Origin of the sequence: Microbacterium oleivorans NBRC 103075, assembly GCF_001552475.1 — a bacterium.
GTDB lineage: Bacteria > Actinomycetota > Actinomycetes > Actinomycetales > Microbacteriaceae > Microbacterium > Microbacterium oleivorans.
The window spans coordinates 92,933-106,159 of record NZ_BCRG01000011.1; the positions used below are offsets into that span (position 1 = coordinate 92,933).

Sequence of the window (13,227 nt, forward strand, 5' to 3'; positions counted from 1 at the left end):
CCGATTCGGTCAGCGCGGCGTCGCTGCCGCACTCATTTCCCATGCACGTAGGTGGACGCGTGCTCCCGACGCCTGGATCTCGACGCCGACCGCATCCCGGAGCGTCGGGTAGGCCCGCGCCGCCAGCGGGACGCCGTTCACGAACGCCTCGAGTGCAGAGTGGTCGACGAGCACCCGCACAGCCACCCGGTCGCCGCTCATCGGGAAGGTCCCGGAGAGCTCCGCGGTGTCGACGTCGGAATCGAGACTGGATCGCGACCGGTCGAGGAGGATCGTCGCTTCGCCGTCCGAGCGGGACACGCGATAGACGCTTCGCTCGTCGCCCTGAGGCGACGCCAGCACGGCGAGCTCGACCGAGCCGCCCTCGGGAAGGTCGATGTCGAGCTCGAGGTCGAGCTGGTCGCCCCGCACGGAGGCACCTTCGGCCGGCCCGTCGTGCAGCAGCTCCTGCCGGAGGCTCGACACTTCGGGCGCGGGCGCCTGGTGCAGCGACCCGTCTGCTCGCAGCGTCGCGACGCGCGGAAGCGACATCACGCCCGACCACCCCGCGGCGACAGCCGCCGCGTCGGGCCGCCCCTCCTGCATCCAGCCGAACAGGACCCGGCGACCGCCGGCATCCTGCATGGATTGCGGAGCGTAGAAGTAGCGCCCACCGAGGTCGAGGCGGTGGAGCGCCTCCGGCTCGAAGTGCACGCCTTCGTAGTGCCCGGTCCAGTAGAGCGGATGATGCGTCACGCCCTCATCCCAGGCGGAGAAGACGAGCACGTCGCGGTCGACATCGTCGGCGTCGAGGTGGAACAGGTCCACGCATTCCCACATCGTGCCGGTCCAATCCGGGGCGTCACGTGGACGGTCCTCGGAGTCTCCGACGAGCAGCGGACCGAGATAGTTCCACTGCCGAAGGTCCGGGGACTCGTACATCAGGGCGGTACCGCCCTGACCGCGGATGCCCGCACCGATGATCTGCCGCCAGGTGTCGCCCTCGCGCCACACGCAGTGGTCACGGAAGGCGACGATGTCGAGGTCGGGAGGCGGCGCCGCGATGGCGGGGTTGCCGGTGTCCTTCGTCCAGGTGACGAGGTCGCCCGACCCGGTGGCGAGACAGGGCAGTTCCTGATCGCCGTGCCTGCCGGAATAGACGATCGTCGGCACGTCGCCGTCGTACACGAGCACGCCGGACCAGCACCCGTCGACGTCGGGCCCCTCACTCGGCGCGAGCGCGATGGGCAGGTCGCGCCAATTGACGAGGTCTTCGCTGATGGCGTGACCCCAGTGGATGCGGTCGTGGACCGCAGCGAACGGGTTGAACTGGTAGAAGAGGTGGAACACCCCGTCGCGCTGCGTGAGGCCGTTGGGGTCGTTGAGCCAGCCGGCAGGCGACGTGAAATGGAACGCCGGACGGTGACGGTCGGCCGCGGCCCGCTCGAGCATCTCGGACGGCATGGCCTGCAGGGGTGTGACGATGTCGGTCATAGGACGGTGGACTCCTCATCCATCGCGGGGCTGTCGATCGCGGTGCCGGGCGCATCGGAGGGCGGCGCATAGAGCTGGCAACGGACCCAGTGCTCGGGCGTATCGCTCACGCGGTGGAAGACGGGGGTGTCGGCCGAGCAGGGCTGGTCGCCCGTTCCTTCCCACCGGCAGGTCGTCGGGTGCAGCACCTCTCGTCGCAACCGCGCGCGCTCGGCGGCATCGAACGATCCGCGGCGCCGCGGGTCCGGCACCGCGGAGATGAGCAGCTGCGTGTAGGGATGCATCGGATCGGCCAACAGCGCCATCGCATCTCCACCCTCGACGAACTCGCCGGCGAACATGACCACGATGCGGTCGGCAATGTAGCGCGCCGACGCGAGATCATGCGTGATGTAGAGCATCGAGATTCCCTGCTGCTCGCAGAGCGTGCGCATCAGGTTCAGCACGCCGATGCGCACTGACACGTCGAGCATCGACGTCGGTTCGTCGGCCAGGATGAGTCGCGGATTGACGGCGAGCGCCCTCGCGATGGCGATGCGCTGGCGTTGTCCACCCGACAACTCATGCGGGTAGCGGTCGAGCAGTTCTGCCGGCAGATCCACTTTCGCCATCAAGCGGCGCTTTGCCGCATCGATCTCCGAACGCCCCGCAGCCGCGTCGTGGAGACGGAGCGGCCGCTCGAGGAAGTGCCCCACACGGTGGACCGGGTTGAGCGATCCGAACGGGTCTTGGAAGATCATCTGCACGGCCGAACGGTATGCGCGGCTCGCGCCCCGGCGCTCAGACGTCAGGATGTCGCGCCCCTCGAACGAGAAGGTGCCTCCCGAAGGCTGCTCCAGGCGGGCGAGGCAGCGGGCGAGCGTGGACTTACCGCTGCCCGACTCCCCCACCAGCGCCACCACCTCACCGTGCGCGATGTCGAGGTCGACGCCTCCCAGCGCCCGCACGCGGCCACGCGAGAAAGCGCTGCCGATCGAGAAGGTCTTCTCCAGACCGCGGATGGACAGGACTGGTGTGTCGGACGGGCTCATCGAGCGACCTCCGTCGAGGAGTCGGTGGGCCCCGACGGCGCGACCCAGTGGTCTGCGGCGACGGGGACCAAGTCGGGGATGTGGGCGAATCGGATGCCCTCGCCGAGGCCGGTCAGCCGCGTGCGCGGACCGGTCATCGGCGGGAAGGCGTTCATGAGGGCGCGAGTGTACGGATGCCGGGGCTCGTCGAACACGGTGACCGCCGGTGCGGTCTCCACGAAGCGGCCCGCATACATCACGGCCATCCGGTCGGAGAGCTCGACCATCAGCGACATGTCGTGCGTGATGAACAGCACCGCGAACCCGAGTTCGCGCTGCAGGTCTTTGATCTGCGCCATGATCTCCTGCTGCACGACGACATCGAGAGCCGTCGTCGGCTCGTCCATGATGAGGAGCGGGGGTCGGAGCGCGGTCGCCATCGCGATGACGACGCGCTGCCGCATCCCGCCCGAGAGCTGGTGCGGGTAGGAGCGCAGGCGTTCGCGCGGGATCCCGACCAGGTCGAGGAGGCCTGCCGCGCGGCGCAATGCCTCCTTCTTCGAGATGCCATCGTGCGTCGTGTAGATGTCGGCGATCTGATCGCCGATCGTCATCACGGGGTTGAGCGAGTTCATCGCGCTCTGGAAGACCATGGCGACCTGACGCCACCGGAAGGCGCGAAGCTCCTGGGCAGTGAGCGCGAGCACGTCGGTGCCGCGGAAGCGGATCGATCCGCCGGCGATCACGGCGGGGTCGCGAAGTAGACGCAGCACCGCGTTCGCGATGGTCGACTTTCCGCATCCCGACTCACCGGCCAGTCCGAACACCTCGCCTTCACCGATGGTGAAGCTCACTCGGTCCACGGCGGTGACGACCCGCGTGTCGGTCACGTACTCGACGGTGAGGTCGTCGACCTCGAGCAGAGGAGCGCTCATCGTGAGACCTCCTTCGAGCTAACGGGTGTGGGCTGGGCTGCGGCGACCCGGCGACGGGGGCGACGCAGGCGAGGGTTGGTCGTCTCGTCGACGCCGTAGTTGACGAGGGCAAGCGCGAAGGCGACCAATGCGATCGACACGCCCGGAGGGACGAAGACCCACCATGCGCCGGTCAGCAGCGCCCCGTCGTTGCTGGCCCAGTAGAGGTTCGTGCCCCAGCTGACCGTGCTGATGTCGCCCAGGCCGAGGAACTCGAGCCCGGCCTGCGCACCGATGCCGAAGATGATGCACGCCAGGAGCGTGCTCCAGACGATCGACGCCATGTTCGGGAGGATCTCGCGGAACATGATGCGGAACGATCCCTCACCGGTGACCTGTGCGGCAGCGACGAAGTCCTTGCCACGGATGGACAGGGCCTGCGACCGCAGCACGCGCGCCGATCCCGCCCACCCGGTGATCACCAGGACGAGGATCACGGTGCCGATGCCCTGCGGGAGGAAGGCAGCGAGGATGACGAGCAGGGGCAGCCCGGGCAGGAGGAGGAACACGTTCGTCACGAGCGACAGGACGTTGTCGACCACCCGGCCGAGGTAGGCCGATGCGAGCCCCACGAGCAGGCCGACAAGGGTGGCGAGGATGCCGACGATGAACCCGACGAAGAGCGAAGAGCGCGCGCCCCACAGGTTCAGTGCCAAGACGTCCTGCCCCTTGGCGGTGGTGCCCAGCAGGTGATCCCTCGACGGCGGCTGTGCGCCGAGCCCTTGAATCAGGGTCGGGTCGTCCGGCGACAGCACCGGCGCGAGCAACGCGATCGCGGCGAACACCGCCAGGATGACGAGGCCCGCGATCGCCTTCTTGTTCGAGAGCAGGCCCTGGATCAGGCCCTCACGGGCGGGTCGGCGTCGCGAGGTGGAATCGGGTTCACCGCCGAGGTCGAGCTCGGCCATCGCGTTGGGTTCTTGTGCGAGAGACATAGTCACGCTCCAATCAGCTGACGCGCACGCGCGGGTCGAGCCGCACGTACACGATGTCCACGAGGAAGTTGGCGATCAGGACCGCGGTGGTGATGGTGAGGAACAGGCCCTGCATCAGCGGGTAATCGAGGTTCTGCACAGCAGAGAGAAGTTGGTATCCGACGCCCGGGTAGGCGAAGACGACCTCGGTGAGCAGGGCGCCACCGACGATGAAGCCGAGCGACATGCCGAAGGCGGTCACCGACGGGAGCATCGCGTTGCGCGCGGCGTATCGCATCATGATCCGGCCGGGACGGAGGCCCTTCGCCTCGGCCATGACGATGTAGTCCTCGGCGTTCGTGGCGATCATCGTGTTGCGCATCCCCAGCATCCACCCGCCGATCGAGACGAGGACGATCGAGGTTGCCGGCAGCACGAGGTGGTAGGCCACGTCGCCGACGAAGTCGAGCGAGAAGTCCGGGACCGTGCCCATCGAGAACGCGTGACGGAGCGGGAACCATCCGAGGGTCACGCCGAACAGCCACAGCAGTCCCATGGCGAGCCAGAAGTAGGGGAACGAACCGATGAAGATCAGCACCGGCGGGAGGACGGAATCCAGAACCCCGCCTCGACGCCAGGCGGCGAGGATGCCGAGAAGGTTGCCGATGGCCACTGCGATGATCAACGAGGTCAGCCCCAGCAGAACGGTCCACCCCACTTGTCCGGCGATGACGTCGGTCACGGGCGTCGGGAATCGTGAGATCGAGAAGCCCATGTCGCCCGAGAGCATTTGTCCCAGGTAACGCACGTACTGCTCCCACAGGGGGGCGTCGTCGACGCCGAACGACCGGCGCAGCGCCTCGATCTGCTCGGGCCGGATCGACCCCTGCAGTCGTGCGACCATGCGCGAGACGGGGTCGCCGGGCATGAGCCTGGGCAGCATGAAGTTCAGGGTTATCGAAACCCAGAAGGCGGCCAGGTAGAACCCGAGTCGCCGAAGGATGTATCCCATGGTGTTCCTCCTCGGTGCCCGTTGCGCCACCACACCGGGTGGCGCAACGGGCTGCCGAAATCAGCCCTTGACGGGCTCGAGCGTCGTCAGGATGAGAACCGCGGTACGCGCACGCGTCGAGAGAGTCGCGTACGGGTCGTCCTCGGTCGGCCACCCGGTGAAGCGCGCCGTGCTGGCCGCTCCCCACTCCGGCCCGGGGAACAGCGGCGCCACCGGGGCCTCCGCCGCGAAGAGCGCTTCAAGTTCGTTCATGACCGAGGTCTGCGTCGCCTGATCGGATGCCGCAGCGAACCGGTCGAGGAGGGCGTCCGCCTTGGGGGTGCCGAAGCGGTGATAGTTCTCGAAGGCTTGCTCGCCGGCCGGTTTGACGGTTTCGGTCGACATGACGCCCCGGTAGAACTGGTACGGCGTCGGCGCGGCGTTGCTCCACACCACTCCGGAGTCGAAGTCGCCGGACTCATAGCCCGAGACGACCTCCGCCCAGTCCCGCGCGGCGACATTCACCGTGACGCCGAGTTCGGCGAGGTTCTGTGCGATGACGTTGCCGACCGACACCCAGTCGCTCGATGCGGCGCCCACCGAATAGTCGAACTCGAACGGCGTACCGTCGGGCAGGACGCGCTTGCCGTCGGAACCGAGTGTGATTCCGGCTTCGTCGAGCAGCTTCGCCGCGCCGTCGAGGTCGCGCTTCGTCCAGGTGCAGGAGGACACGACATCCTCGTCACGCCAGGAGTCGTAAGACCCGGTCAGCCCGGTGCAGTCCGCGGGCTTCGTGTAGCCCTGCATCCCGATTTCAGCGACCTGCTCACGATCCACGGCCATCGACAGCGCCTTGCGTACATTCGCATCGTCGAACGGTGCCTTGGTCGTGTTGAACTGCCAGTTCACCATCGAGCCGGTCGGGGGGAACCAGTAGAAGCGGTGCTCCGGGTCCTTTTCGACGTAGGCCTTCTCGATGTTGGGGATGAACTGCGGCGCCCAGTCGACGTCGCCGTTGGCGGCCGCGAGGTTCGCGCCGTCGTTGCCGGCGAAGGCGAGTACACGCACGCCCTCGATGCGCTGGGCGTCGGGCTGCCAGTACTCCGGGTTACGAAGCAGATCGAACGACTGCGCTTGGAAGTTCGTGACCTCGGTGTACGGGCCGGTTCCGACGGGTTCGGGGTTGGTTTCCTTGGCGGGGTCGTCGAACTCGCGCCAGATGTGGGCGGGTGCGATGGACTGCTGACCGATGTCGAGAAGAGCGGGCGAGAACGGCTCGGAGAAGTCGAACTGGACCGTCGTGTCGTCGACGGCGGTGATCTTCTCGATGTAGTCGAATCCGCCGCGGATCTGGCGCTGCAGATCGAAGCTGACGACGACGTCGTCGGCCACGAGCGGCTCGCCGTCGGACCACTTCACGTCGTCACGGAGGTGGTAGGTCACCCCGGTCCCGTCGGGAGCCACCTCCCACTCGGTTGCGAGCCAGGGCGTGGTCGTGCCGTCGGCGGGGTTGAAGATCAGCATCGATTCGTAGATCGCCTGCTGGGTCATGGGGAAGTCGGGGTTGGAGAACGGGTTGAAGTTGCGGTCGAACGTTCCCATGTCCTCCCGCGGAATAGTGAGCAGCTGAGTGCCGTCCAGATCGGCGGCGGTGTCTTTCCCGCCGCCGCTGCATCCGACGAGCGCAAGGGCGAAGGCCGCCGCGGCGGCCACCGCCGCGAGCGCGCGGCCTCTACGGAGTGTCATGATGATGGTGTTCCTTTCTTCTTCCTTGAAGGCGAAGGGTGTGCTCGTTCAGCGATGTCCAGTCACACGGACGAGCGTTCCAGGAGCGGGCAGTCGACCGTCACCCGTGTGGCGTCGGTCGACTGGCCCGCTGTGATAGCGGCGAGGATGTCCACGCCTCGGGCGCCCATCTCATCGAAGGGCAGGGCGACCGTCGTCAGACTCGGCCTCAGGTACGCCGCGATGAGCTCCTGATTGTCGAATCCGATGACGGCCACGTCGTGGGGGATGCGCAGTCCGCGCTCCTTGATGGCGTCGTACGCTCCCATGGCCATCCGGTCGTTCGCGCAGAAGATCGCGGTGGGAGGCGTCGGAAGGTCGAGCAGAGCGTCGACCGCAGTGAAGCCGCCGTCTGCTGTCGCGTGTCCAGATATCTCGAGGGATTCGTCGATGTCGAGGCCCGCGTCGCGCAATGCGTCGTGGTAGCCCAAGCGGCGGCCCACTGCCGCCGGAATCCCGGGATCGAGATTGACGAAGCCGATTCGACGATGTCCCGCAGCGAGAAGTCGTTCGGTGGCGCGGCGCCCGCCCGTGCGCTCGTCGGGGACGACCGCAGGGTAGCGACCCTCCTCGTCGAAACAGTTCACGAGGACGGTGGGAACCTCGCTCGCGATGTCCGGGATGGCGACGGCACGGTGCCATGTCGCGGCGTAGATGATTCCCTCGACGCGTTGTTCCAGGAATCGCTCGATAGCAGCGGACTCAGCCTCGGCATCCGACTCGGTCGAGGCGATGAGGAGGTACTTTCCGTCCGTCAGCGCGCGATCCTGAGCACCCTTGATGATCTCGACGGCGAACGGGGCGGTGACGATCTCCGTGACGAGGCCGTACCAGTCGCTTCGCTGGTGGGCGAGCGCTTGTGCGCTCGCATTGCGCCGATAGCCGAGCTCCGCGGCGACGCTCAGCACGCGGTCTCGCGTCTCATCCGACAGAGAGACAGAACGACGGTCGTTCAGCACGAACGAGACCGCGGTCCGCGACACACCCGCCCGCTCGGCGATGTCGCGCATCGTCACCGCGCGTTGCCTGTCGATCGACACGTGAGCCCTCTCCGTTGAGGCGACTAACCCGGGTTAACGCCATGTGTGGATGATGCTAACCCGGGTTAGAACGGGCCGTCAAGTGAAGTTCAGATCGACCTTCGGCTGAGCAAAGGTGATCGACGTGGGCCGCTCGCAGCTGGTCTGCGCCGCCAGAGCGTTCCTCGCTGCGGGCTGACGTCCGGTCAGCCGACGGTCACCGAGATGGAATGCCAGCCCTCGGCGCCGTCCGGGACGACGGGGACGTCGTCACCGCTCTGCACCTGACCGTCGGCGTCCGTCGCGCGGACTTCGATGTCGTGGGTGCCGGCGGCGGCGTCCCACTCGTACACCCACTGGACCCAGGTATCCGAGGAGATCGCCGTCGCCAAGCGCGCGTCCTGCCAGTCGCCGCCGTCGACGCGTACCTGCACGCCCCGGATGCCGGTGTGCTGAGCCCATGCAACGCCAGCGACAGCCATCGGGCCGGCCGTTACCGACGCGCGGTTCGCCGGCACATCGATGCGTGAGCCGATCTTGACGGGTCCCCGCTCCGACCACCCGCGGTCGGTCCAGTAAGCGGAGGCCCGATCGAACGTGGTGACCTCGAGCTGCGTGACCCATTTCGTCGCCGACACATAGCCGTACAGGCCGGGCACGACCATGCGCACGGGAAAGCCGTGCTCCGGCGGCAACGGCTCGCCGTTCATGCCAACCGCGAAGATCGCGTTACGGTCCTCTTCTTGGAGGATCTCGAGCGGCGTGCTCGCGGTGAATCCGTCGACGCTGCGAGAGAGCACCATGTCGGCGCCGGCCAGTGGCCGGGCCCGAGCCAGCAGGTCGCGGATCGGATAGCCGAGCCAGAGTGCGTTCCCGATCAGGCTGCCTCCCACCTCGTTCGAGACGCACATGAGGGTGGTGATGGACTCGTCGAGCGGCAATGCGAGCAGCTCGTCGAAGCCGATCTCGATCTCGTTCTCCACCATGCCGACGATGCGCAGACGCCAGGTCTCCGGGTCGATGGCGGGTACCTGCAAGGCGGTGTCGATCCGGTAGAAGTTCTCGTTCGCAGTGATCAGCGGCGAGATCCCCTCGACGTCGAGCGATGCGCCGGCGGGCACGGGCGCCGCCGTCGTCGTGGGCTTCGGCAGGGTGATGGCCCGACGGATGGTCTGCGTCGTGATGGTCGCGGCGTTCGCGAGGCGTGAGCCCACGCCGACGACGATCGCCGCCGCGGCCGACCCTGCGAGCAGAGCGACGAAACCACGTCGCGACGGCGAGGAAGGGGATGCCGTGGCGCCGTTTGGGGTGGGGAGGGACCGCCGCAGGCGCACGATGAGCATGTGCAGCAGCAGGCATCCGACCGCGATGCCCAGGACTGTCGGGATGGCCCACGCTCCGGTCGCTTGTGCGCGGGTCGTGACCGCGATAGCCGCGATGACGCCGAGCAAGCCCAGGACGATGACACCTCGGGGCGGAGCAGCGAGTTGAAGGATGCCGGCGCCGGCGGCGACGAGCGCCAGCAGCACCGACAGCAGCACCAGCAGGAAGATTTTGTCGTTCGTGCCGAACAGTGCGATGGCGGCGTCTTTCGCCCACGGTGGGGCGAGGTCGATCACGAGAGAGCCGACGGCCAACAGCGGGCTGCTCTGCGGAGCGACCATGAGCGCGATCAGCTCGGCGACAGCGAGGGCTGCGCCGACGGACACGACTCCCGCCGTGGCCGCCCACGCCCTCGACTGTGCAGTCATGGGGTCATGGTAAGCCTGTGCGCCATGTGGCGGCCCAGAGGCCCCTCCTGATCAGGGGGAGGCGGCGGCACGGGGATCAAGACCATGCCCGTGCTGCTGAGTTTCGCGCAGGCGCGGGAGAAGTGGTCGGCGAACGCGTCCGGCGAGATCCGAGACGCCGCCATCGTCAAGATCATCCTCGGCGGGCATCGGACTCGCGCCGCACGGGCGCACAGGCTCTGACCGGCGGTGACCGCCATGAACGACCACGACACCGCACCCGAGCCCGAGCCCGAGCCCGAGCCCGAGCAGCCGGACATGCATGAGGCGCGTGAGGAGTGCGACGGGCCGCGTATCCCATAGAGGAGCGCGCGTGATCACTTTCAGCATCCGGTCCCTCCACGCACTCTCCCGGACAAAGTGCGAGCCCCTAAACAAGAAAGGAGATGGGCACTGGCGCGAAGCCAGTGCCCATCTCCATTTTCGACTGTTCTGTGCTCAGCATTACCAACAGCCCAGACCGTCGGGATGACAGGATTTGAACCTGCGACCCCTTGAAGCAGCGACGGGGTATCTCTCACTATCAAGCAATACCCGACGATCCCTTGCGGGAGTAAGGCTCGCGAGAGATGGGGCTTCCCGAGGATTCCCGCAAAATCCCACAAAACCACGGAGCTTGCGGTGCCAGTTGTGGTGCCGAGATTTTCTGGCTTTTGCGTGCGGCATAGAGCAGGAACGTGATGAAGCGCCCAGGAGCGTGCCGCTGGTCCAGCAAGTCTGCGAAGACGGTGGATGCGGTGCCAGATTTGGCACCGCTGAGAACCGTGCCACCGAGTTGAACGCGATCGTGATCTGTCAGAGGATACCTCGGGCCTTGGGCCTACGGGCGAAGCCCCGGTTGCAGGTGCAACCGGGGCTTCTGCGGTGTGCATGAGTTCTTCGCCTGTGGATGCGGCTATGCGAGCACCGTGGAATCAACCTTCACGGCCTTGCACATGTTCGCGAAGTGGTCTGGATCAACCGCCCGCAGGAACTCCATGCAGCGGCGGACTTGCCCATGAACGGCCCTCGCATCGAGCACTTCAACAGTCTCGCTTCCCTCACCGTGGGAGAAGCGATTGCAGAAATCGAACACGTCGCGGTATGGCTCGTCGGGGTCGGCGACCACCAGCGACTCCAGCTGCTGAAGGAAGTTTGGCCGATGAGGTGCTTTATAGCTCGCAAACGACTCTAGGACACGCCGAGCTGCGTTGGGAAGCAGGAATAGGCGCTCGTGGTCCTCGGTGTCCTGCACCCCCTTCATCACCATCGAGAAGAGATACGCATACTCGGAGGTGCTGTTCCGCAGCAGGTCCGGCAAGGGGCCGACCTTCGTTGTCCGCTTGCCTTCCTTGGTGGCCGCGAACATCTCCAAGAACGCAACTCTTGGGAATCGCACCTCATTCGCGTCGCCGTCCCGCTGGGTCTTGACAGATGTACTCCACTTACTCCTATGGGATGTGATGAAGAGACGCAACAGATTGAAGTCATGAGTCAGGACGACGTACTGACCGAAGTTCTGGAGCGTGTTGAACAGCCATTGATGGGTAGCAAACAGGGCTTCACGGTCAAGCGAGCTGGACGGGTCATCAATGACAACGATGCGCTGGGTTGGGTCAATTCCGTGCGTCTGCTGGTCTTCAAGGTTCCGGAGGAAGTAGAGCAAGGACAACGTGGTGCGCTCCCCCTCGCTCAGGTTCGTGCCAGCCTTATCGCCCCGGCGACAGGTGTAGGACTTGCCGTCATCGGTCACGGCGATGCTGAGATGCGCTTTCCCGTAGACACGCGCCAGATCGCGCGTGAGTTTGTCGGCCATGTCCTTCGTCGTGAACTGCTGCTGACGCACCCGATCAAGGTTGCGACTGGCGAGCTCGACTGCCTTTGCGGTGCCGTCGCATGATTCCTTCGCATCGGTCACCTGCTTCTCCAGATCGCGAAAGGCCTGGCTTTGCGATCCGACGATATGGTCAAGTACAACGGTCCTACGTTGTTCCGTCAGCTCTCCGTAGCTCTTGGCTTGCTCGTTGTGGTCCTTCACAGCTTCTGACAGAACAGTGGCGGAGACTGCGGTGCCGAGTACCTTCCACTCTGGTTCGACAGGGACGGCACTCGGATCGTCGATCTTGGCGGTGAGAGCGGCCTCGACGAGTTCAAGACTTTCCACGCGTGCATCGACGTCTCCGCGCGCTTGCTCCATCGCTTGTCTGTAGACAGCCTGCAAGTCGCTAGCGAGATCCGACGGATCAGGCATCGAGCCCAGCCAGGCCTTCAGCTCTCGCTTGCGTCCGGTCACTACTTGGTGGAGCTGCTGCGCCGCGCCTCGGATCTCCAGCCAGCTCTTGTCGAAATGCTGCGCGAGCTGCGTTCGCCTCGCGGCCGACACTTCACTGTCGCAGAACAGGCAATTGTCTCGCCCCTCATGAAGCCCAAGACCCTGCTCGACCCATGACTGAGCACGCGGGTCGGCCTCGAGAGCTGCCAGCGCGACGCGCGTCGGCGTGCGCTCCAGGACAGTTCCGAGCCCTTTCAGCTCGTCGTTCAGCGCCTGCGGCGGGCTCGCAACTTCTGCAACAGCAGCGGGCGCTTCCTCGCCCAGCCGCACCAGTGCATCCGCGTGGGCCCCATCGTCTGGAAAGTCAGTTCGGGGAATTCGCAGAAACTCGCCGACTTTCACCACCGAGTAGCGGTTCCGGCTGTAGTGGTTGTAGTCGAACCGTTGGAGCTCGCCGACGATGCGGTCCTGCACGTCGCGGGCGAGTTTGCTTGCCTTCTGCTCCAGCTTCTTCTTCAGGGCGGTCGCATCCTCCGCTTCACTGCGCAGCCTGGCGATCTCCTCCTCGAGACTCTTCTGCGTCTCCTTCGAGTCGATGGCTTCCTGGCCCAGAGTGACGATGGCGTCAGCATTCTCGCCAGCCAGGAACTCGGAGAGATTCGCTTGGACCCACGCGCGTGTGAAGACAGCCATTGCCGGCGAGGGGCTATTTCCCCCAGCTGGGACATTGACCTTCGCTTGATCGCTCTTCTCCCACACGACTCCGGTGGCCGCCTGTCCTTCACCGAGACTCAAGAGCAGCTCGGCGAGAGTGGACTTGCCACTGCCATTGTGGCCGTACACCACGGTCGCACGTCCCAGGGGACGATCGTCAGGCCAGAAGCCGCTCTCGAAAGATCGCCATTGTTCTTTCACTTCAAGTCTGCGGAGCATGCTCTCACCGTAGCGGCGGCAGTCGCTCGCCCACGCAACTCGCCTATTCGCTGCATGCAGGCTTCGGCAGTGGTTTGGAGACCGATG

At 66.0% G+C, this 13,227-nt stretch carries 9 protein-coding genes and 1 pseudogene; 1 reads left to right on the forward strand and 9 read right to left on the reverse strand.

Annotation, left to right across the window (positions count from 1 at the left end; translation table 11 throughout):
- Nucleotides 1–9: 9 nt before the first annotated feature.
- The 8 genes from MO1_RS11465 to MO1_RS11500 all read right to left on the reverse strand — a co-directional run bounded on the left by MO1_RS11465 (nucleotide 10) and on the right by MO1_RS11500 (nucleotide 9,917).
- Entirely contained in the window at nucleotides 10–1,473 is a 1,464-nt protein-coding gene (locus MO1_RS11465) for a glycoside hydrolase family 32 protein (protein ID WP_060916090.1), read from the reverse strand.
- Entirely contained in the window at nucleotides 1,470–2,504 is a 1,035-nt protein-coding gene (locus MO1_RS11470; protein WP_060916091.1) for an ATP-binding cassette domain-containing protein, read from the reverse strand. The genes MO1_RS11465 and MO1_RS11470 overlap by 4 nt, the downstream gene beginning before the upstream one ends.
- On the reverse strand, nucleotides 2,501–3,418 hold the full coding sequence (locus MO1_RS11475; RefSeq protein WP_036308438.1) for an ABC transporter ATP-binding protein: 918 nt from the start codon (nucleotides 3,416–3,418) through the stop codon (nucleotides 2,501–2,503). Before MO1_RS11475 ends, MO1_RS11470 begins: the two co-directional genes overlap by 4 nt.
- Complete coding sequence (locus MO1_RS11480) at nucleotides 3,415–4,392, reverse strand: ABC transporter permease (protein WP_255209261.1); 978 nt, start codon at nucleotides 4,390–4,392, stop codon at nucleotides 3,415–3,417. The genes MO1_RS11475 and MO1_RS11480 overlap by 4 nt, the downstream gene beginning before the upstream one ends.
- A gap of 13 nt (nucleotides 4,393–4,405) precedes the next feature.
- Entirely contained in the window at nucleotides 4,406–5,383 is a 978-nt protein-coding gene (locus MO1_RS11485) for an ABC transporter permease (protein ID WP_036308436.1), read from the reverse strand.
- A 60-nt stretch (nucleotides 5,384–5,443) separates the two neighbouring features.
- On the reverse strand, nucleotides 5,444–7,108 hold the full coding sequence (locus tag MO1_RS11490; protein ID WP_060916093.1) for an ABC transporter substrate-binding protein: 1,665 nt from the start codon (nucleotides 7,106–7,108) through the stop codon (nucleotides 5,444–5,446).
- Between the two features lie 62 nt (nucleotides 7,109–7,170).
- Nucleotides 7,171–8,187, reverse strand: a complete 1,017-nt coding sequence (locus tag MO1_RS11495; protein WP_255209262.1) for a LacI family DNA-binding transcriptional regulator — start codon at nucleotides 8,185–8,187, stop codon at nucleotides 7,171–7,173.
- Nucleotides 8,188–8,372: 185 nt separating this feature from the next.
- Nucleotides 8,373–9,917 carry a molybdopterin-dependent oxidoreductase gene (locus tag MO1_RS11500; protein WP_060916094.1) on the reverse strand — a complete coding sequence of 515 codons (1,545 nt, stop codon included), beginning with the start codon at nucleotides 9,915–9,917 and terminating at the stop codon, nucleotides 8,373–8,375.
- Between the two features lie 60 nt (nucleotides 9,918–9,977).
- On the opposite strand from MO1_RS11500, the pseudogene MO1_RS14625 reads away from it, so the two are divergent.
- Nucleotides 9,978–10,139: pseudogene (locus tag MO1_RS14625) on the forward strand (TraM recognition domain-containing protein); the annotation flags it as partial.
- Nucleotides 10,140–10,851: 712 nt separating this feature from the next.
- On the opposite strand, the gene MO1_RS11505 reads toward MO1_RS14625, so the two are convergent.
- Nucleotides 10,852–13,140, reverse strand: a complete 2,289-nt coding sequence (locus MO1_RS11505; protein ID WP_060916095.1) for an AAA family ATPase — start codon at nucleotides 13,138–13,140, stop codon at nucleotides 10,852–10,854.
- Between the last annotated feature and the right edge of the window lie 87 nt (nucleotides 13,141–13,227).

Coding starts and splice junctions, on each gene's coding strand:
- MO1_RS11465 (WP_060916090.1), bottom strand. CDS start 1,473: ATGACCGACATCGTCACACCCCTGCAGGCCATGCCGTCCGAGATGCTC.
- MO1_RS11490 (WP_060916093.1), bottom strand. CDS start 7,108: ATGACACTCCGTAGAGGCCGCGCGCTCGCGGCGGTGGCCGCCGCGGCG.
- MO1_RS11500 (WP_060916094.1), bottom strand. CDS start 9,917: ATGACTGCACAGTCGAGGGCGTGGGCGGCCACGGCGGGAGTCGTGTCC.
- MO1_RS11475 (WP_036308438.1), bottom strand. CDS start 3,418: ATGAGCGCTCCTCTGCTCGAGGTCGACGACCTCACCGTCGAGTACGTG.
- MO1_RS11480 (WP_255209261.1), bottom strand. CDS start 4,392: ATGTCTCTCGCACAAGAACCCAACGCGATGGCCGAGCTCGACCTCGGC.
- MO1_RS11485 (WP_036308436.1), bottom strand. CDS start 5,383: ATGGGATACATCCTTCGGCGACTCGGGTTCTACCTGGCCGCCTTCTGG.
- MO1_RS11505 (WP_060916095.1), bottom strand. CDS start 13,140: ATGCTCCGCAGACTTGAAGTGAAAGAACAATGGCGATCTTTCGAGAGC.
- MO1_RS11470 (WP_060916091.1), bottom strand. CDS start 2,504: ATGAGCCCGTCCGACACACCAGTCCTGTCCATCCGCGGTCTGGAGAAG.